Annotated in this window: 16 protein-coding genes; 7 read left to right on the top strand and 9 right to left on the bottom strand. The window is 73.9% G+C overall.

Annotated features, from left to right (window positions below):
* Positions 1-5: 5 nt before the first annotated feature.
* The 4 genes from ACIGWZ_RS14070 to ACIGWZ_RS14055 all read right to left on the bottom strand — a co-directional run bounded on the left by ACIGWZ_RS14070 (position 6) and on the right by ACIGWZ_RS14055 (position 2,913).
* Entirely contained in the window at positions 6-683 is a 678-nt protein-coding gene (locus ACIGWZ_RS14070; RefSeq protein WP_400064122.1) for a hypothetical protein, read from the bottom strand.
* Positions 684-746: 63 nt separating this feature from the next.
* Positions 747-1,643: a transporter substrate-binding domain-containing protein gene (locus ACIGWZ_RS14065; RefSeq protein ID WP_400064120.1), complete on the bottom strand. Its 897-nt coding sequence runs from the start codon at positions 1,641-1,643 to the stop codon at positions 747-749.
* Positions 1,644-1,693: 50 nt separating this feature from the next.
* Positions 1,694-2,443, bottom strand: a complete 750-nt coding sequence (locus tag ACIGWZ_RS14060) for a hypothetical protein (RefSeq protein WP_400064118.1) — start codon at positions 2,441-2,443, stop codon at positions 1,694-1,696.
* Positions 2,440-2,913, bottom strand: a complete 474-nt coding sequence (locus ACIGWZ_RS14055) for a hypothetical protein (RefSeq protein ID WP_400064116.1) — start codon at positions 2,911-2,913, stop codon at positions 2,440-2,442. Before ACIGWZ_RS14055 ends, ACIGWZ_RS14060 begins: the two co-directional genes overlap by 4 nt.
* A 360-nt stretch (positions 2,914-3,273) precedes the next feature.
* Between ACIGWZ_RS14055 and ACIGWZ_RS14050 the strand changes: the two genes are divergently transcribed.
* On the top strand, positions 3,274-4,056 hold the full coding sequence (locus ACIGWZ_RS14050; protein ID WP_400064114.1) for a copper homeostasis protein CutC: 783 nt from the start codon (positions 3,274-3,276) through the stop codon (positions 4,054-4,056).
* A gap of 151 nt (positions 4,057-4,207) precedes the next feature.
* Here the strand turns inward: ACIGWZ_RS14050 and ACIGWZ_RS14045 are convergent, their stop codons facing one another.
* Entirely contained in the window at positions 4,208-5,011 is an 804-nt protein-coding gene (locus ACIGWZ_RS14045; protein ID WP_400064112.1) for an SDR family NAD(P)-dependent oxidoreductase, read from the bottom strand.
* An 87-nt stretch (positions 5,012-5,098) separates the two neighbouring features.
* Here ACIGWZ_RS14045 and ACIGWZ_RS14040 point away from each other — a divergent pair, with 87 nt between their 5' ends.
* On the top strand, positions 5,099-5,959 hold the full coding sequence (locus tag ACIGWZ_RS14040) for a helix-turn-helix transcriptional regulator (RefSeq protein ID WP_400064110.1): 861 nt from the start codon (positions 5,099-5,101) through the stop codon (positions 5,957-5,959).
* A 5-nt stretch (positions 5,960-5,964) separates the two neighbouring features.
* Here ACIGWZ_RS14040 and ACIGWZ_RS14035 read toward each other — a convergent pair whose 3' ends face one another.
* Positions 5,965-8,094 carry an AAA family ATPase gene (locus ACIGWZ_RS14035; RefSeq protein ID WP_400064108.1) on the bottom strand — a complete coding sequence of 710 codons (2,130 nt, stop codon included), beginning with the start codon at positions 8,092-8,094 and terminating at the stop codon, positions 5,965-5,967.
* A 337-nt stretch (positions 8,095-8,431) separates the two neighbouring features.
* On the opposite strand from ACIGWZ_RS14035, the gene ACIGWZ_RS14030 reads away from it, so the two are divergent.
* On the top strand, positions 8,432-8,647 hold the full coding sequence (locus tag ACIGWZ_RS14030) for a hypothetical protein (protein WP_400064107.1): 216 nt from the start codon (positions 8,432-8,434) through the stop codon (positions 8,645-8,647).
* A 250-nt stretch (positions 8,648-8,897) separates the two neighbouring features.
* On the top strand, positions 8,898-10,181 hold the full coding sequence (locus ACIGWZ_RS14025; RefSeq protein ID WP_400064105.1) for a glycosyltransferase 87 family protein: 1,284 nt from the start codon (positions 8,898-8,900) through the stop codon (positions 10,179-10,181).
* Positions 10,182-10,253: 72 nt separating this feature from the next.
* Here ACIGWZ_RS14025 and ACIGWZ_RS14020 read toward each other — a convergent pair whose 3' ends face one another.
* Together ACIGWZ_RS14020 and ACIGWZ_RS14015 are read right to left on the bottom strand one after the other, a co-directional pair.
* Positions 10,254-11,906 carry a DNA repair helicase XPB gene (locus tag ACIGWZ_RS14020; protein WP_400064104.1) on the bottom strand — a complete coding sequence of 551 codons (1,653 nt, stop codon included), beginning with the start codon at positions 11,904-11,906 and terminating at the stop codon, positions 10,254-10,256.
* A 145-nt stretch (positions 11,907-12,051) separates the two neighbouring features.
* The gene (locus tag ACIGWZ_RS14015; RefSeq protein ID WP_400064103.1) at positions 12,052-12,699 is read right to left on the bottom strand and encodes a TetR/AcrR family transcriptional regulator; all 648 of its coding nucleotides are present in this window, start codon (positions 12,697-12,699) and stop codon (positions 12,052-12,054) included.
* A gap of 68 nt (positions 12,700-12,767) precedes the next feature.
* On the opposite strand from ACIGWZ_RS14015, the gene ACIGWZ_RS14010 reads away from it, so the two are divergent.
* Positions 12,768-12,995 (top strand): hypothetical protein, encoded by a 228-nt coding sequence (locus ACIGWZ_RS14010; protein ID WP_400064101.1) that lies wholly within the window; start codon positions 12,768-12,770, stop codon positions 12,993-12,995.
* Positions 12,992-13,180: a hypothetical protein gene (locus ACIGWZ_RS14005; protein ID WP_400064100.1), complete on the top strand. Its 189-nt coding sequence runs from the start codon at positions 12,992-12,994 to the stop codon at positions 13,178-13,180. Before ACIGWZ_RS14010 ends, ACIGWZ_RS14005 begins: the two co-directional genes overlap by 4 nt.
* Before the next feature lie 37 nt (positions 13,181-13,217).
* Here ACIGWZ_RS14005 and ACIGWZ_RS14000 read toward each other — a convergent pair whose 3' ends face one another.
* Complete coding sequence (locus ACIGWZ_RS14000) at positions 13,218-15,695, bottom strand: helicase-associated domain-containing protein (RefSeq protein ID WP_400064099.1); 2,478 nt, start codon at positions 15,693-15,695, stop codon at positions 13,218-13,220.
* A 166-nt stretch (positions 15,696-15,861) separates the two neighbouring features.
* On the opposite strand from ACIGWZ_RS14000, the gene ACIGWZ_RS13995 reads away from it, so the two are divergent.
* Positions 15,862-16,944, top strand: a complete 1,083-nt coding sequence (locus ACIGWZ_RS13995) for a hypothetical protein (RefSeq protein WP_400064098.1) — start codon at positions 15,862-15,864, stop codon at positions 16,942-16,944.
* Positions 16,945-17,276: the final 332 nt, after the last annotated feature.

Raw genomic sequence — 17,276 nt, 5'->3', positions numbered from 1 at the left:
GCCCCTCAGCCGGTCAGCAGATCCAGCTCCGTCGTGAGGTTGCGGCGCGCCGTGTGCTCCCACCGGTCGTACGCCAGCGGGGTCCGGAACAGGCGGGGCAGCGCGAGGAGTTGGCGCAGCACGGCGGCGCGGCCCGCGGCGAAGTCGGCGTCGGGGACGAAGGCGTACTCCTCGCGGACCGCGGCGGCATAGGCCGCGTAGTCGTCCGGCGAACCGGCGAGGACCGCCAGATCGGCGTCGCACAGCACCTCGCCGTCGGGGTCGTCCGGGGAGGGGTCATGGCTGACCGTGAGCCGTACCAGGCGGGCCACCTCGGCCGTACGGGCCGCGCCGACGCCCAGTTCGGGCAGGGCGCGTTCGGCCAGGGCGGCGCTGCGCTCCTCGTTCTCGGAGCGGTCCGGGCGGTAGACCGCGTCGTGGAACCAGGCCGCCAACTGGACGACGGGCAGATCGTCGGCGTGTTCCGCCAGTTCGTCGATCCGCTCCAGGACGGCGGTCAGATGCGCGACGGTGTGATAGCGGCGCTGGGGCTCGGCCCACCGGTCGAGGAGGTTGTCCGCGTACGGGGCCGGGTCGGGGCCCTCGGCGGCGTGCGCGCCGCGGGCCTCGGCGACGGTGACGGCCCAGCGGCGGGCCAGCTCCGCCGCGGCGGTGGGTTGCGCCTTGCGGGACTCGGGGGTCATGGCAGTCATTGTGCCTCGCGGGTCAAGATCCGCCGGGGCCGGTGACCTGCCGTGGACGGCGCGTCAGGTCCGGGGCCGGTCGCGGCAGGAGAGGGAGTCGACGGTCTCCGTCCGCGGCTTGAAGTCGGTCTCCCAGGTGGCGTCGGCCTTCGGTATCGAGGGCAGGGACGTCGCGAAATCCTGGCTCCAGGAGTTGTCGCCGAGGTAGTCCCGCAGGGCGTCGCGCAGCTTCAGGCAGTCCGCGCGGTGCCCCTTGGCCATGGCGATGCCGTACTGGTTGGCGGCGCCGTAGGTGATGTCGGGGACGACCCTGAGATCCGGGTTCTCCTGGGTGAAGCCGTAGAGGATCATCTGGTCGGTGGAGACCGCGTCGGCCACCTTCTTGACCTTGAGGTCGTTGATGCAGGTGGAGGCGTCGGGCTGCTCATAGACCGCGATCCGGTCGTACTCCGGGCCCTCCAGGGTGGTGGCGGAGGTCGTCCCCGGCCAGGTGCAGACGCGCTTGCCGATGACGTCGGCGGGCTTTTTGATCCGGTGGTCGTTCTTGCGGACCATGATGCCCTGATAGGTCGTCGCGTAGGGCCCCGCGAAGTCCAGGCCCTTCATCCGGTCGACGGTGATCGAGTACGTCGCGATGACCAGGTCCGTCGTCTTGTCGGTGAGCACCGCACGGCGGTCCTCCGACGGCACGATCCCGAAGTCCGGCGTGGCGCCGACGGTCTTGAGGACCCGGCGGGCGACGGCGGTGTCGAAGCCGGAGAACTTGTAGTTGCGGACGACGGCCGTGCCGGGCTGGTCGTTCTTCGTGCCGACCAGGACCTTGCCGTCCGCGAAGAGGGAGGGCGGCTCGTCGGTGCCGCAGGCGGTCGCCGTCAGGGCGGTGAGGGCGAGCGCCGCCAGGAGGCCGGCGATGCGGCCGGTGCGGCTTCTGGGTCCGGCGTGCCGCTGTCGGATGGCCATGGTGGGGTCCCCGTTCCTGGTTCCTGTGGTTCGTCGTGGCTGACGCCGGGTCATCTGTCGTGCAGTACGGCGCCCGTCGCCCGTACGTCCATCCGGCAGCCGCGGGCGGTGCGCAGCCGCAGATCGATCCGTACGGAGCGGACGCGCGCGCCCAGGGTGAAGTCGGCGGTCCCACCGGGGCGGAGGTCCATCGTCTGCGCCGCGACGCCCGAGGTGAGCAGGGAGACGGTGGCGCCGGTGTCCGGGAGGCAGGTCGGGCCGGCCGGGTCGTGGTCGTCGATGGCCACCGTCAGGCGCAGGGCGTTGCGCGGCTCCCGCAGGGCGGAGGCGTCCAGGAGGAAGGAGACGGTGCGGTGCGCGGCGTCGTCCAGCGGCTGCGTGCCCCGGGTGCGTACCTGCCCGGTCACATCGATCTCGCCGTGGGTGAGGACGCTCTGGAATGCCAGCCAGGCGCCGACCGTCGCCAGGAGGGAGACGAGGGAGAGGGCGCCGACCACCCGGGCGCCGAGCGGCTTGCGGTTGAGCACGCGGGCGGCGGCCGTGGCGACCGACAGGCCGGCGAGGGTGCCCCACAGGGTGTACTGGCTCGCGGGTCCGTCCGGCCAGGTACTGCCGGCGATCACCAGGCCGGTGCAGGCCACCAGGAGGGGCACCCAGCGTGCGCTGGGGTGCATCACCCACTTGATGATCACGTTCTTGATGACATTGGCGGCGATGGAGTGGTCGCCGCCCGCCGTCGAGCTGTTGTGGACGGCGCCGGCGCGGTCCTGGAGATCGCCGGTGTCCCCTGGGCCGGTCATGAGCCGTCCTGGGTGCCGGTGCCGCCCCCCATGTTGATGGTGCCGTGGATCTCCAGGGCGGCGATGGAGTTCCGGCCGGTCGCGGTCACGTTGTTGGTCGTCGGCGGGCCGGCGGCCGAGGCCAGCCGGGAGATGTGGTCCAGCAGGTGGGGGGCGTCGCGGTGGTCCTCGGGGGCGCGCAGCCAGGCCGTCACCGCGGTGGACAGCAGCTGCCGGTCCCGGTCGTCGAGCCCCGCGAGCAGCTCGTCGAGGGCGTCGGCGCGGCGGGTGTCCAGGAGCGGCCGGGTGCCGTCGTCGCCGAGGCCGTCGTCGCCGCGGTGCAGCAGGCGGCGGAAGAAGCCCTCGCCGGCCGTCACGGTGCGCTCGGCGATCCGCTGCTGGGCGGCGGTGATCACGGAGGTGCCCAGGCTGTTCGCGGCCAGGGCGAGATACGGAGCGATCTCCGCGGACACGGTCGCCAGGTCGGACATCGGGCTCTCCCCACGCTCATGAGTCACAGGTGTATGCGCCGGCCGGTCGGGCCGGCTGTTGCGTCGGTCGGTTCGCCGGTCGGTTCGTCGATCACGGGCGCACCGTCTTGCGCAGGCGCTGTGCGGCACCGCCCGGGGGCGCGACAACGCCCTTACGGGAAAGGCGTGTTACCCATGTTGGCCCTGATCCACACCCGCACCATTGAGGGGTTTCGGGTCGGTTTCGGGGTCGGGTGGGCGAGGGGGCGTGCGGCTGCCGGGTGGATTCCGGGCGCGTCCGGTGGCGAAGTGGCGCAGGGGGTCCCACCAGGCCGTACGCTACCTATTGGACTAGACCTGTCATTCCTGGATTGGGGTCATATGAGCAAGCGCGCGCTCCTGGAGGTGATCGCGCTCGGCCCGGAGGACGCGATCGCCGCCCAGGCCGGTGGGGCCGACCGCCTGGAACTGGTCACCGACATGGCGGCCGACGGGCTCACCCCGCCCCGGGCCGCCTTCGCGGCGATCCGGGCGGCCGTCGACATCCCGCTGCGGGTGATGCTGCGGGCCGCCGACGGCTTCGCGGCCGGGAGCGCCGGGGACGTCGCGGCGCTGTGCGCGGACGCGGCCGCACTGCGCGCGGAGGGCGCGGACGAGTTCGTCCTCGGCTTCCTGACCCCGGACGGACGGCCCGACGTCGAGGCCGTACGGGCCGTGGCGGCGGCGATCGACGGCTGCCGCTGGACCTTCCACCGGGCCATCGACCGGGCCGCCGACCGGGACGCGCTGCGCAAGGAACTGGCGGCGCTGCCCGGGGCCGCCGGGCTCGACACGTACCTGACAGCCGGTTCCGCGCAGGGCGTCGAGGCGGGGCTGGCGACGTTGGTCGCGGAACAGGCCCGGACGGCGGCGGGCGAGACCGGGTACGCGCCGCGCATCCTGGTCGGCGGCGGGCTCACCCTCGGGCACCTGCCCCGGCTGCGCGCGGCGGGCCTCGACGCGTTCCACATCGGCGGCGCCGCGCGTCCCGCCGGCTGGTCCGCCCCGGTGGACGCGGCCGCGGTACGGCAGTGGCGGGACGCGCTGGACCGGCCCCAGGACGGGACCCGGGGCGGGGCGGGGGGCCCGGTGGGTCACGCGGTGGGGGACGGGGTGGGCGTCTGAGGGCACGTCGCGCCGGGAACGCCGGGCGCCTCGGCCGGCAGTCCGCCGGACGCCGGCGGCCCGGTGACCCGGGGCGAGGCCGCTCCGGCGGTTCTCGGCGCACGGGCGAGCAGCGGGCGCTCGGGCGCGCTGCGCGGACGCCCGGTCCGGCTCAGGCCCGCATGCCGCCGTCGACCCGGAGGACCGTGCCGGTGACGTAGGAGGAGCGGTCGCTGAGGAGCCAGGCGGCGGCCTGGGCGACCTCTTCCGGATCGGCGGCGCGGCCCAGCGGGGTCTGGGCGTTGAGCTGCTCGATGGTGCCGGGGGACTTCTCGTCCCACTCCAGCAGCATCTCGGTGAGCGTGGTGCCGGGCGCGACGGCATTGACGCGGATGCCCTCCGGGCCGTAGGTGGCAGCCGCCGACGCGGTAAGGCTGTTCACCGCCCCCTTCGCCGCGCCGTACGCGGGCAGCTGGGGGTTGGCCATCAGACTGCCGACGCTGGAGGTGTTGACGATGGCCCCGCGCTTCGCGGTGGCGCGGATGGCGGCGATCTCCGCGGTCATGGCCAGCCACGGGCCCTTGAGATTGACGGCGCAGACCTGGTCGAAATCGGCTTCTGACAGCTGGTCCATCGGGCCGGGCGGCTGGGCCGTCGCGCCGTTGTTGAAGGCCACGTCGAGCCGGCCGTACAGCTCCACGGACCGGTCGACGGCGGCCCGGATGCTCGCCGGGTCGGCCAGGTCGCACACCACGTAGTCCGCGGTGCCGCCGGCCGTCCGGATCTCCTCGGTCACGGACTTGAGCTGGTCCTCCGTACGGGCCGCGAGGAGCACCCGGGCACCCTCTCGGGCGAACAGCCGCGCTGCCGCGGCGCCGATGCCGCGACCGGCACCGGTGATGAAGGCGACCTTGTCGGAGAGCAGACCGGAGGAGGTCGCCGAGGCCGTGGTGGACGTGAGTGGAGTGTTGTTCATGCCGACGAGCCTGTGCCCGGCCGCCCCGCTCATCCAGGCCCCGGCAGTACCTGGCTGGGCACCCCCGCGCTCACGCACACTGGGGAGGTGGACCGACGAGTACGACGAGAGCTTGCCGACTTCCTGCGCAGCAGGCGCGCCCGCATCACCCCCGCCGACGTGGGGCTGCCCGCCGGTGTGCGCCGCCGCACCCCGGGACTGCGTCGCGAGGAGGTGGCGCAGCTGGCGTTCATCTCGACCGAGTACTACACGCGACTGGAACAGGCCCGCGCCCCGCACCCGTCCCGCGAGGTGCTGGCCCAACTCGCCCGCGCGCTACGCCTGTCGGACGCCGAGCGCGACCACCTCCACCACCTCGCCGGTGCCCCGCCCGGACCCCCGCCCGGTCCTTCGCGGGAGGTACGCCAGAGCATCGTCGACCTGCTCCAGCGGCTGCCGGAGGCCGCGGCGATCGTGTTGTCGGCGACGTACGAGGTCATCGCCTGGAACGATCTGGCCGCCGCCCTGATGGAGGACTTCTCCGCCTTGTCGCGCCGGGACCGGAACCTCATCCGGCGCGCCTTCCTCGGCCCGTACCGGCACGGCCGGCGGCTGTACGGCGTCTCGGACGCGGACGAGTTCGCCCGGACCTCGGCCCAGCACCTGCGCGCCGCCGCGGCCCGCTACCCCAACGACCCGGAGGTGACCGGCCTGGTCGGGGAACTCCTGGCCGGCAGCGAGGAGTTCGCCCGGCTCTGGGCCGCGCACGATGTGGCCGCCCGGCCCACCCTGTGCAAGACCTTCGCGCACCCTCTCGTCGGCCCCGTCGCCGTCAGCTGCGACGTCCTGGACATCGCCGACCGGGACCAGCAGGTCATCATTTACACCGCCACCCCCGGCTCGCCGTCGGCGGAGGCGCTGCGGCTGCTGTCCGTCGTCGGCACGCAGCGTATGAGCGTGCCCGGCTGAGTCCGTCAGCCGCTCCGGTCCGCTCCCGCCGTCAGCTGTTCCGGAAGCTCCGCCGCATGCACGACCGTCAGGCCGGAGACGGGGCGCGTCAGGCACACGTACAGCCGGCGCAGCCCGGTCCGTTCGTCCGGCTCGCCGTCGATGATCGCCGCGGGCTCGTCCAGCACCACGTAGTCGTACTCCAGACCCTTGGCGAGGGTGGCGGGCACCAGCGTGAGGCGGGACTCGGCGGACGTCTCCTCACCGGGCGCCAGAGGGGCCACGCCCGCCGCCTCCAGGGCCGCGCGCAACACCGGAATACGAGCCTCCGCCGCGATCAGGCCGATCGAGCCCTCCTTTGCCAGCGCCTCGTCGCACGCGGCGAGGACGGTCGAGTCCAGGTCCTCCGTCGCCACCCGACGGACCTCGAAGTCGCCCGCGGACTCCCGGATCGAGGTGGCCTCCGTCAGGTCGGGGGCGATCGCCGGCAGCAGCCGGGACGCGTACGCGATGACCTCGCGCGGCACCCGGAAGCCCTGCGTCAGCTCCTCGACGACCGAGCCCGGCTTGCCCAGGTGGGCCAGCGCCTCCTCCCAGGTGTCGGTCGCCCACGGGGTCGTCCCCTGCGCGATATCGCCGAGGATCGTCGCCGACCCCGTCGTGCAGCGGCGCCCCACCGCCCGGTACTGCATCGGGGACAGGTCCTGCGCCTCGTCCAGCACCACATGACCCAGCGAATGGGTGCGCGCCACCAGGTCCATCGCCTCGTCGATCAACACCGCGTCCGCGGACGACCACTTGGCGCTCTTTGCGCTCCGGGGCGGCTTGGGCCACAGGATCGCCTTCTGCTCCTCGGGCGTCAGGATGCCGTCCGCCTGCTCGGCGAGGAATTCCGCGTCGCCCAGCAGCCGCAGCACCAGCTTGGCCGGATCCACCGGCGGCCACGCCGCCTTGACCACGGCCTTCACGGCGGCGTTGCGGGCCACCGCGTCCTGCACCCGGTCGTCCGGCGCCTCGCCCGCCCGCTCCATCTGCACCAGGACGGCGTGCGCGATCCGCTGCGGCAGCGCGTCACGCGCCGCCCCGTAACGGATCTCCCGCTCCGCCAACTCCCGGACGATCTCCTCCAGTTCATACGCCGGTACGCGCCAGCGGCGGGAGCCGCGGACGACCACGCACGGCTCCTGCGGCGTGGTGATGCCCGAGCGGACGGCCCGCCGCAGCACCTGCGCCATCCGGGCGTCGCCCTTGATCGTCGCCGCGGCCGCCTCGTCGCTGCCGCGTACCTCCACATGCCCGACCAGGTCGTCGACCGTGGCCTGCTTGACCTCCAGCTCGCCCAGGGCGGGCAGGACCTGCTCGATGTAGTGCAGGAAGGAGCGGTTCGGGCCGATGACGAGAGTGCCGGAGCGGGCCAGTCGCTCCCGGTGGGCGTACAGGAGATAGGCGACACGGTGCAGGCCGACCGCCGTCTTCCCGGTGCCCGGCGCCCCCTGCACGCAGACCGAACCGCCGATGCCGGCGCGCACGATCTCGTCCTGCTCCGGCTGGATCGTGGCGACGATGTCCCGCATCGGGCCGACGCGCGGCCGCTCGATCTCCGACTGGAGGAGCCGACTGGTACGGGCCGCCTCCGCCGGGTCGGCGAGGTGCTCGTCCTCGTACGCGGTCAACTCGCCGCCGGTGTAGCCGAATCGGCGGCGCAGCTTCAGGTCCATCGGGTCCTTCTTGGAGGCCCGGTAGAACGGCTGGGAGACGGGGGCGCGCCAGTCGATGACCATCGGGTCGCCGTCGGCGTCGTGGACATGGCGGCGGCCGATGTAGAAGTTCTCCCCGGCGGCGCCTTCGGCCAGGTCGATGCCGGGTGCGTGGAGGTAGTCGAGGCGGCCGAAGAAGAGGGGAGTGTGGGAGAGGTCGGCGAGCGCCTTGATGCGGGCGTCGATCTCGCCCTGGAGGACCTCGGCGTTGACCCAGTTCGCGGTGACATCGGCGATGTTCAGCGCCTCGGCGTCCTTGCGCATGGCGCGCAGGGCGGAGCGGGAGGCGGCGAGGTGCGCGCGCTCGCGCTGGAGCGGGTCCGTGCCGGGCGTCGGCTCCGGCCCGGGGGACGGGTCCCTGCCGGGCGACGGGTGGGGGTGGTGGGCAGGCGAGGGCACGGCGTTGCCTCCGGTGGGAGTGTCCGGTGGAAGTACTACGGCGGCCGCGTGCCGCGGAGGGCGGGCACGGACGGGGCCGGCCGGTTTCCGTCCGGCCGACAGCACTCCTCGACGGGAGGCGGGCAGACGCGCGATTGTAGTCAGCACCTATGAGGGGCGCCAATGGAATTCGGCGGGGCCGCGGGGGTGCGGGGCCCGTACGGGAGGCGAGGGGGCATCCCGTAGGCCTCTGGGTCTCCAGTAGGGGTTGGGGTAGACCCGGAGAGGGACGATTCGGGTCGGAAGGATGGGCCCATGGACCGATGTGCGGCAATCGCGTGAAATTCATCATGGAGGCATGAGCAGCGCAGCGTTTCACTCCGCATCTGTCCACCCGACGTCCCTGAACCCGGCCAAGGGCGCCACCGCCCTCGGCCCCGAGCCCGATTCCGCGCCTGCCGCGGAGCATGTCCACCAGAGCCGCCATGTGCTCGGCGATGCCCTCCGCGCGGTCAAGGTCTTCGTCACGGCGGCCTTCAGCGTCGCGGTCCTGGGGGAGTACGCCGAGGATTGACGCCCGTCCCCGCCCGTACGCGTGTGACCTGCACCCAGGCCCGCCCGCCCCCGGCGCGTGACCTGCACCCATGCCCGCCCGCCCCGCGACGGCACCCGTCCGAAACCACGCACAACCGGGTGCAACCGGGCGTCGGCGGCCGACCCCGGCGCGACATCCGGATGACCGTAAACCGTTACGGAACGTCGGTCTCGATCCACTAGCGTCGCCGCGGAGAGCGCGCACAGGGTGACGAGGGAGGGGTCAACGGGTGTCTGCCGCCGACCGGGCCGGGATCTGCAAGGGGAGACGGACCTGGGCGCGGAGCATCGCCCGCCCGCGCCGGCCGGCGCTCGCGGCGGCACTGCTCGTGGTCTCGTTCGCGGGGCTGTGGGTGCTGTATGAGGTCCGGCCGCTCCCGATGTCCGACATAGTCGTCTACCGCGCGGAGGGGCGAGCCGCCGCGACCGGCGGTGACCTCTACGGCTTCACGGTCACCAAGTGGCACCTTCCCGCCACCTACCCGCCCTTTGCCGCCCTGCTCTTCATCCCCACGACCTGGATCTCGCTCGCCACGCTCAAGGTCGCCTGCGTGCTCGTCAACGCGGTGCTGCTCGCCCTGCTGATCCACCTCTCGTACAAGGCCGCCGGCCTGCGCAAGGCCGCCGGTGCCGCGCCCGCCGTCCTCGCCGCCACCGCACTCGGCCTCTGGCTCGAACCGGTCTTCCAGACCTTCGTCTTCGGCCAGGTCAACCTCGCCCTCGCCTGCCTGGTCCTGTGGGACCTCGCGCGCCCCGACGGCGCCCGCCTGAAGGGCTTCGCCACCGGCATCGCGGCGGGCATCAAGCTCACCCCCGCGATCTTCGCCGTCTACCTCCTGGTCACCGGCCGGGTGAAGGCCTCCTTCACCGCCCTCGCCGGGTTCGGCGTCTCGGCGCTGATCGGCCTGCTGTTCCTGCCGGGCGCCAGCGTCGAGTTCTGGACGCGGCGGATGTTCGAGACGGGCCGGGTCGGCAAGGCCTGGATCGTCGACAACCAGTCCCTGCAGGGCCTGATCGCCCGCGTCCTGCACGACCCCGAGCCGGGCGCCCTGTGGGCGGTGGCGGCGCTGCTCACCGGAGCCGCCGGGCTCGCCGTCGCCCGCCGGGTCTACCTGCGGCGCGGCCTGGACACCTGGGGCCTGCTCGTCACCGCCGTCACGGCGCTGCTGGTCTCGCCGATCAGCTGGTCGCACCACTGGGTCTGGTGCGTACCGCTGCTGGCCGCGCTCGCCGCGCACACCCGCGGCGTCCTCTGGCGCCGGGCGCTGCTGGCCGCGATCACGCTCGCCTTCACCGCCCGCACCCTGTGGATCGTGCCGCACGCCGGGGACCTCGATCTGCATCTGCCCTGGTGGCAGCAGCCGCTGGCCTCGCCGTACCCGCTGCTCGGGCTGGCGCTGCTGGGCGCGCTGGTGTGGTGGACGCGCAACACCCCGGACCGGCCCGCGGACCCGGGCCGGATCCCGCCGCCCCGCGCGGCCGAGCGGCTGACCACGCGCGCGGGGACGAGCTGACGCACACCCGCGCCGGGACGCGCGGACGCGGGCCGACCCCGGTGCGGGCCGGCCCCGCGTTCCTCGCCCGCCTCAGAGCTCCTCGTCCGTCGCCAGCAGCTCGTCCGAGTCCATGATCCGGTACGCGTAGCCCTGCTCGGCCAGGAAGCGCTGGCGGTGCGCCGCGAAATCCTGGTCGATGGTGTCCCGCGCGACGACCGAGTAGAACCGCGCCTCGTGGCCGTCCGCCTTGGGCCGCAGCACCCGCCCCAGCCGCTGTGCCTCCTCCTGCCGCGACCCGAACGTCCCGGACACCTGGATCGCGACCGTGGCCTCCGGCAGGTCGACGGAGAAGTTCGCCACCTTCGACACCACCAGCACCGAGATCTCCCCCTCCCGGAACGCATCGAAGAGCTTCTCCCGCTGCGCGTTGCTGGTTTCGCCCTTGATCACCGGCGCGTCCAGATGCTCGCCCAGCTCGTCCAGCTGATCGATGTACTGCCCGATGACCAGGGTCTGCTCGCCCTGATGCCGCCGGACCAGCGCCTCGGTCACCCGCTGCTTGCTGCCGGTGGTCGCGCAGAAGCGGTACTTCTCCTCGGTCTCCGCCGTCGCATACGCCAGCCGCTCGGAGTCGCTCAGGTTGACCCGTACCTCGACACAGTCGGCCGGGGCGATATAGCCCTGCGCCTCGATCTCCTTCCACGGCGCGTCGAACCGCTTCGGCCCGATGAGCGAGAAGACGTCCGACTCGCGCCCGTCCTCGCGTACGAGGGTGGCGGTCAGGCCCAGTCGCCGCCGGGCCTGAAGGTCGGCGGTGAACTTGAAGACCGGCGCGGGCAGCAGATGCACCTCGTCGTAGACGATCAGGCCCCAGTCCCGGGAGTCGAAGAGCTCCAGATGCGGATAGACGCCCTTCCGCTTGGTCGTCAGCACCTGGTACGTGGCGATGGTGACCGGCCGGATCTCCTTCCGCGTACCGCTGTACTCGCCGATCTCGTCCTCGGTCAGCGAGGTCCGCTTCACCAGCTCGTGCTTCCACTGCCGGGCCGAGACCGTATTCGTCACCAGGATCAGCGTCGTGGCCTTCGCCTGGGCCATCGCACCGGCCCCGACCAGCGTCTTTCCCGCACCGCACGGCAGCACGACGACACCCGAGCCGCCGTGCCAGAAGCCCTCCACGGCCTGCTGCTGATACGGCCGCAGCGCCCAGCCGTCCTCGCGCAGCTCGATCGGGTGCGCCTCGCCGTCGACGTAACCGGCCAGGTCCTCGGCGGGCCAGCCCAGCTTGAGCAGGGTCTGCTTGATCTGCCCGCGCTCGGAGGGGTGGACGGCGACGCTGTCCGGGTCCAGCCGCGTCCCGACCAGCGGCTGCACCTTCTTCGACCGCAGGATCTCCTCCAGCACCGGCCGGTCGGTGGTGGTCAGCACCAGCCCGTGCGCCGGGTGCTTGACCAGCGAGAGCCGCCCGTAGCGCGACATCGTCTCGGCGATATCGACCAGCAGGGCGTGCGGCACCGGATACCGCGAGAACTGCACCAGGGCGTCCACGACCTGCTCGGCGTCGTGCCCGGCCGCCCGTGCGTTCCACAGCCCCAGCGGCGTCACCCGGTACGTATGGATGTGCTCCGGTGCCCGTTCCAGCTCCGCGAAGGGCGCGATGGCCCGGCGGCAGGCGTCCGCCAGCTCGTGGTCCACCTCCAGGAGCAGCGTTTTGTCGCTCTGGACGATGAGGGGTCCGTTCACGCGCCTCGCCTTTCGCTTCCCGGCCGGCGGCCGACCGCACGGATCTCGACCGCACAATGCGGCCAAACGTCCAGTGTGCCGCATCGGGCGGACATGGCGGGAGGGCCGTACGGACCGGCGGCGGGCGGCGGCCCGGCGGGCAAGCTCAGTCCTGGGAGGACGGGTCCGGGGGAGCGGGGGTCGCGAGGTCCGCGAGGTGGGTGCGCAGCGCCTCGGCGCACTGGTGAGGGTCGAGGACCTGGGGGTGGAGCGCCGCGGCGAGGCCCAGGCCGTCCAGGAGCGCGGCCAGGCGTTCCGTCTCGGTACCGAGCTCGCGGCCGGTGCCCAGGGCGCCGGTCTCCGCCAGGCGCTCCAGGACGCGGCGGACGAGCCGTCGGGTGCCGGTGGCGGTCTCCTCCGCGAGATCGGCGAAGGCGGGGTCGGTGCGGGCCGCCACGCTGAAGTCGAGGAACACGATGACCTCGGCCCGGCGCTCCTCCCCGAGCGGGAGGAGCTCGCCCAGCAGACCTGCCGCGAGCCGGAACTGCTCGGCGTGGGAGTGGCCGGCGAACCCGCCGATCTCCTCGACGCGGCGGAGCAGACGGCCGCCCACCCGGTCGAGCATCGACTGCATCGCGAACCGCATCAGCTCCTGCTGGCCGGCGAAGTAGTGGCGCAGCGAGCCGATGTTGAGGCCGGCTTCGTCGGCGACGGCCCGGAGGGAGGCACGTTGCAGGCCGTCGCGGACGGCGACACGGAACAGGGCGTCGACGACCTCGCGGCGGCGGGCGTCGGGGTCCACGTACTTCGGCATGGAGTCTTTGTATCACGGGCGTGATAAATTGTTTCGTATCACAGGCGTGATATAAAAAGGAGTGCAGCGTGGAGCGGTATCTCGATCTGATGCTCATCAGGTTCGGCCTGATCGCCGGCGGCCTCGTGGTCCTGGCCCTGGTGGTCTTCGCCGTCGCCCTGACCCTCAAGCGGCGCGGCAGACTCGATGAAGCCCGTCGTTACGCGGAACCCGCGGTGCGCGCGGCGGCGCGGGCCGCCGTCCGGCGGCTGGAGGGCGGCCCCGGTCGTTCGGACCGGAGGGGCGGCCGGCGATGATGCCTCTCGCGACGGAGGCGACGCGCCTCGCGATGGACTCGTCCGAGCTCGTCTCGCATCTGCTGACGGACCTCGTGATCAAGGCCGTCATCGTCCTTGCCGCGGTGGCCGTGCTGGCGCTCGGCATGGCGATGCTCTGGCGCCGGGCGGGGAAAGGGGGCGGCCGCGGGAGGGCGGGCCGCTGACCCGCGTCACGGATCGGGCGGGGCCGCCGCTACGCCCTCACACCGCATCGTCCGCCAGCTCCGCCACCCCCGTGATCCGGTGCAGCGGATACGTGCGGACCTCGTCCGAGGTGTGGTCGTAGGCCGTGACGAAGCCGCCCTCGACGCGTACGGGAGCGATCACGCGCTGGCTGGCGGCGCCGTCGGCATTGACATAGCCGATCCACAGCGCGGAGCTGGTCAGGACGGCGGCCTGCATGGTGGCGAGGGTCTCGGCGGAGGTGGTGCGCGGGAGCGCGCCGGGCGTCGGGGCGGGGGCGTGCAGCGGTTTGCGCTCGGCGGTGGCGGCCAGATCGCCGGCGCGGATGGCGCGCACGGCCGCCTCCAGAAGGGTGGCGTCGGGGGCCGGCGGGCCCTCGGGGACCGGGGTGGGGGCCGTGCGGGGCGCGGTGCGGTACGTGTCGGAGCGGGCGATCAGCACATCGCCGGTGGCGGACTCGGCGGCGGGCGCGTAGCCCATGGACCGCAGGCCGTCGAGGAGCTGGTCGGGACTGGTCACCGCCGCCAGCACGGTCGGCGCCAGGCGGCGCAGCCGGAGGCCGGCGGCGCGGCGGTCCGCGAGGATCTCGGAGAGCAGCGCGTCGTCGTCGCACCGGACATAGGCGGCGGCCGCGCCGATCCGCAACTGGCCGTGCTTACGGGCCATGTCGTCGATGAGATAGGCGAGCGGCTGGGGGACCGGGGTGCGGGAGTGGGCGGTGAGGAATTCCTGCAGTTCGGCGGCGGAACGGCCGGCGTCCAGGGCGCGGCGTACCGAAGCGGGGGTGAAGCGGTAGACCGTCGCGCCGCCCTTGGACTCGACGTCGGCCAGTACCCCGAGCGCCTCGGCGAGCGGGCGGCGCAGCGGGCCGGGGGCGACCGCGGTCAGGTCCGCCTGGAGCAGGACGTGGTCGAGGGGCTCGGGGAGGAGGGGGGCGAGCAGGCCGGTGGCGCGGGCCGTCGCGGCCGCGCGCTCGGCGGGGGCGGCGGACGGGCCGACGTCGAGCAGCGCGCGGGCATGCGTGGCGAGCGCGCCGCGGCCGGTCAGCCCCAGCAACTCGGCCTCGTCGAGCGTCCATTGGGCGAGACGGGAACGCAGATCGGACTCCAGGGGAGCGGCCTCCGGCCCGCCCGCCTCCCGCGCCGCCGCGGCCCCGCGCAGCGGCCGCTCCCACCGGAGGCGGGACAGGACCGCCGCAGGGGGCACGGACGCGCCGGGCGGGAGCGTGGCCAGCAGCGCGAGGGTGCGCCGGCGGACCTCGGGGGCAGCGGAGCGGTCCAGGTTGGGGCCGAGGGCGGCCAGCGCGCGGCCCTTGGGATCGGCCGTGCCCACCAGGCCCGCGGTGCGGGTCGCGGACAGCCAGGCGGCCGCGAGCGTGCCCCAGCGCTCGTGGTCGGGCAGCTGGAGCCACTCCTCCGCGGCCGGCGTGGCGGCGTACTGCTCATCGGCCTCGCCGTCCGAGGCGATCAGTCCCGCCCCGTAGGCGAGTTCGAGCCAGAAGGCGGCCAGCTGCTCGGTGGTGTCCAGGGCGGCGGCGGTCCGTTTGAGGTCGCGGACGCTCAGGCCCCCGGCGCGCAGTACGGGCGGCCCGCCCAGGTCCCACTCCTTGAGCAGCTCCTCGATGGTCGCCAGCGAGGTGAAGGCCCCGCTTGCGGCGGCATTGTCCACAAGGTGGGAGTCGCGCTCCGTGACCGGCGCAAGGGCGGGCGGCAGCGGCTCGGGGGTGTGATGGGCGCGCCCGGCCCGCAGATGCAGCGCCGCCTCCCGGGGCAGTACGACATTGCGCCCGCCCGCCGCGATCAGCAGGCCCCGGTCGAGCAGCCACTGCAGATGCGGCGCCGGACGGTCGGTGACACCGCCGTACGGAGGGCCCCACAGCAGCTTGTCGAGGACCGCGACGGACTCGGCCGGCGCGGTGTCGAGCAGCGCCGCCATCCGGGCCCGGTCGGAGAACAGCCCGGTGAGCGCGGCGACCGCGGTGACCGGGTCATGGGTCGTGGACAGCCCGGCCGCGGCGAGGATCTCCTGCAGCCGCCCCGGCGACATCCCGGCCATGGCCTCCGCGACCGTGGGGCCGAGCCCGGTGGGGGACGGATGCGTGGCGCTCGGGGTGAGCAGCTCACGGGCGGTACGCACCAGCCGCAGCCGGTCGTCCGGCCCCCAGACCAGCGCCTGCGCCCGCAGCGCGGCTACCGCCCCGGGCAGCTCCGCGGCCACCGACGCGTCCCCCGCGTCCCCGCCCATCAGCCCCGCCAGCGCCCCGTACGGACACGGATCGGGCGCCACCGCCAGCGCCTCGGCGGTCTGCAGCGCGAACCGGTCCAGCCGCTCCACCGCGCGCACGACCGAGGCCCGGGTCCCGGCCCTGGTGGCGAGCTGGGTGACATCCCCCGGCACCGGATTGAGCAGATCGGGCCGGGCCCGCAGCAGTCCGACGAGCCCGCTGTCGGTGCGGGTTCTGAGCTCCTCGGCCAGGGTGCGGGGTGTATCGGTCATTCGTCTTACGTTAGCGGGGGGAGGGATCCGAGGGCACCGTCCGGCGGCCGGGGCGCCGAGGGGCGCACGCTCGGCGCGCCCGTCCACGACGGCACGCCATCCCGCCGGGCGGTACGGTCGGATCAGCAACCAGCGGACGCCGCAGGGGATTTCGTGGGGTTATGTCGTGGGGATCGAGAGCGATCAGCTCGTCTTTGACTATCTGAGCCGGGTAGGCGACCTGGCCCAGCAGCGCGGGCTGCCGGCCGCCAAGCGGATGCAGCTGGTGGCCGGGCTGCGGGCGGAGATCGACGCCCAGAAGCCCGACACGGTCCCCGGCGTGAAGCGGACGCTGTCGCGGCTGGGGACGCCGGAGGCCGTGGTGACGGCCGCGGGCAGCGGGGACGCGGTGGTCCGGCCGGCGGCCCCGCCCCGCGCCCCGGCCTGGCGCGACGCCCTGACCGCCAAGCTGCCCACGCCGCGCGACGGGGCGGGCCCGGCGCTGCCCGGCTTCCTGCGCAAGGGCGCCCGGCCCGCCGTACCGGAGCCGGAGCCGACCGCCGCGCCGCCGCATCTGGCGGGCGCCGATGAGCTGGGCGACGCGGACGATCCGCCGGACTGGTGGCGGGTGGACCCCTCGCCGTACGCGCCGGACGAGACCGTGCACGGGTTCGTCGGCGGGATCGAGATCCCGGAGATCTGGGATCGCCCCGAGGACGGGACGGACGGGACGGACGAGCAGCAGGCGGGCGACCGGCCGTCGTCCCCGTCGCCGTCCCTGGAGAAGGCATCCAACGCCCGGGACGACGGCACGCGCCCGCTTCCCCGGCTGCTGCGGCGCGCCCTCGGCCTCCGGCCGGCCCCGGAGGCCGAGGCGCAGCCGGAGGCCGAAGAGCCCGAGGAAGCCCCCGAAGCGCCCCCGGTGTCCCCGTGGGCACGGCTCAGCCCCGTCCTCATGCTGGCCGTGGTGTTGCTGCTGGCCGGTGCGGTGCTCGGGTCGTGGATCGCGCTCGGGGGCGGCTGGGCGCTGGCGTATATGTCGCGGCGGCTGACCCGGGGCGAGGCGAAATGCGCGGCGCTCGGCGTGCCGGGGGTCGCCGTCGGCGCGCTGATGGTGTGGCTGTGGGGACGCCTCGACGGGCGCTGGGGCGATCCGGTCGCGCCCGGCCGGCTGGGCCAGGAGCTCATGGACGGCCTGCCGGGGGTGGCCCGGGTCGCGGCTGTGGTGTCGGCGGGGTTCGTGCTGTGGCGGGCCCGACGGGGGTCTTAGCCCCACGTTGCCGGGTGCGGCGCCGTACCCTTCGGGGTTCGCCCCACGTTGCCGGGTGCGGCGCCGTACCTCTTCTTGTTTTTCTGGTCCCGCCTGGCGGCGGGATCGGGGGTGGTTGTGGGTTGGCCGCGGGGTGGTGTGGGTGGGTGCGGGGCCGGTCCTCCGGGACTTCGTCCCTGCGGCCCGGCCCCTCCCGGCCGGTTTCGCGGCCACCCCTGGGTGGGGGTGGGGTCGGCTGTGGCCGGTCCGGGAGGTCAGGCGGGCGGGCCGTCTTGTACTTCTCTTCCCACCGGCCGGAGGTCGAGGACGGGCGGGAGGCGGCAGGCTGGAGG

The sequence above is a fragment of the Streptomyces sp. NPDC053427 genome (assembly GCF_044544985.1).
In the GTDB taxonomy this organism is placed as follows: domain Bacteria; phylum Actinomycetota; class Actinomycetes; order Streptomycetales; family Streptomycetaceae; genus Streptomyces.
Note: the sequence above shows the minus strand (reverse complement) of the source record. Positions and strands in the feature narration are given on the sequence as shown.

Bases quoted from the DNA above. Each gene is read 5' to 3' on its own strand.
- ACIGWZ_RS14070 (WP_400064122.1), bottom strand. From the start codon at position 683: ATGACCCCCGAGTCCCGCAAGGCGCAACCCACCGCCGCGGCGGAGCTG.
- ACIGWZ_RS14065 (WP_400064120.1), bottom strand. From the start codon at position 1,643: ATGGCCATCCGACAGCGGCACGCCGGACCCAGAAGCCGCACCGGCCGC.
- ACIGWZ_RS14060 (WP_400064118.1), bottom strand. From the start codon at position 2,443: ATGACCGGCCCAGGGGACACCGGCGATCTCCAGGACCGCGCCGGCGCC.
- ACIGWZ_RS14055 (WP_400064116.1), bottom strand. From the start codon at position 2,913: ATGTCCGACCTGGCGACCGTGTCCGCGGAGATCGCTCCGTATCTCGCC.
- ACIGWZ_RS14050 (WP_400064114.1), top strand. From the start codon at position 3,274: ATGAGCAAGCGCGCGCTCCTGGAGGTGATCGCGCTCGGCCCGGAGGAC.
- ACIGWZ_RS14045 (WP_400064112.1), bottom strand. From the start codon at position 5,011: ATGAACAACACTCCACTCACGTCCACCACGGCCTCGGCGACCTCCTCC.
- ACIGWZ_RS14030 (WP_400064107.1), top strand. From the start codon at position 8,432: ATGAGCAGCGCAGCGTTTCACTCCGCATCTGTCCACCCGACGTCCCTG.
- ACIGWZ_RS14015 (WP_400064103.1), bottom strand. From the start codon at position 12,699: ATGCCGAAGTACGTGGACCCCGACGCCCGCCGCCGCGAGGTCGTCGAC.
- ACIGWZ_RS14005 (WP_400064100.1), top strand. From the start codon at position 12,992: ATGATGCCTCTCGCGACGGAGGCGACGCGCCTCGCGATGGACTCGTCC.
- ACIGWZ_RS14000 (WP_400064099.1), bottom strand. From the start codon at position 15,695: ATGACCGATACACCCCGCACCCTGGCCGAGGAGCTCAGAACCCGCACC.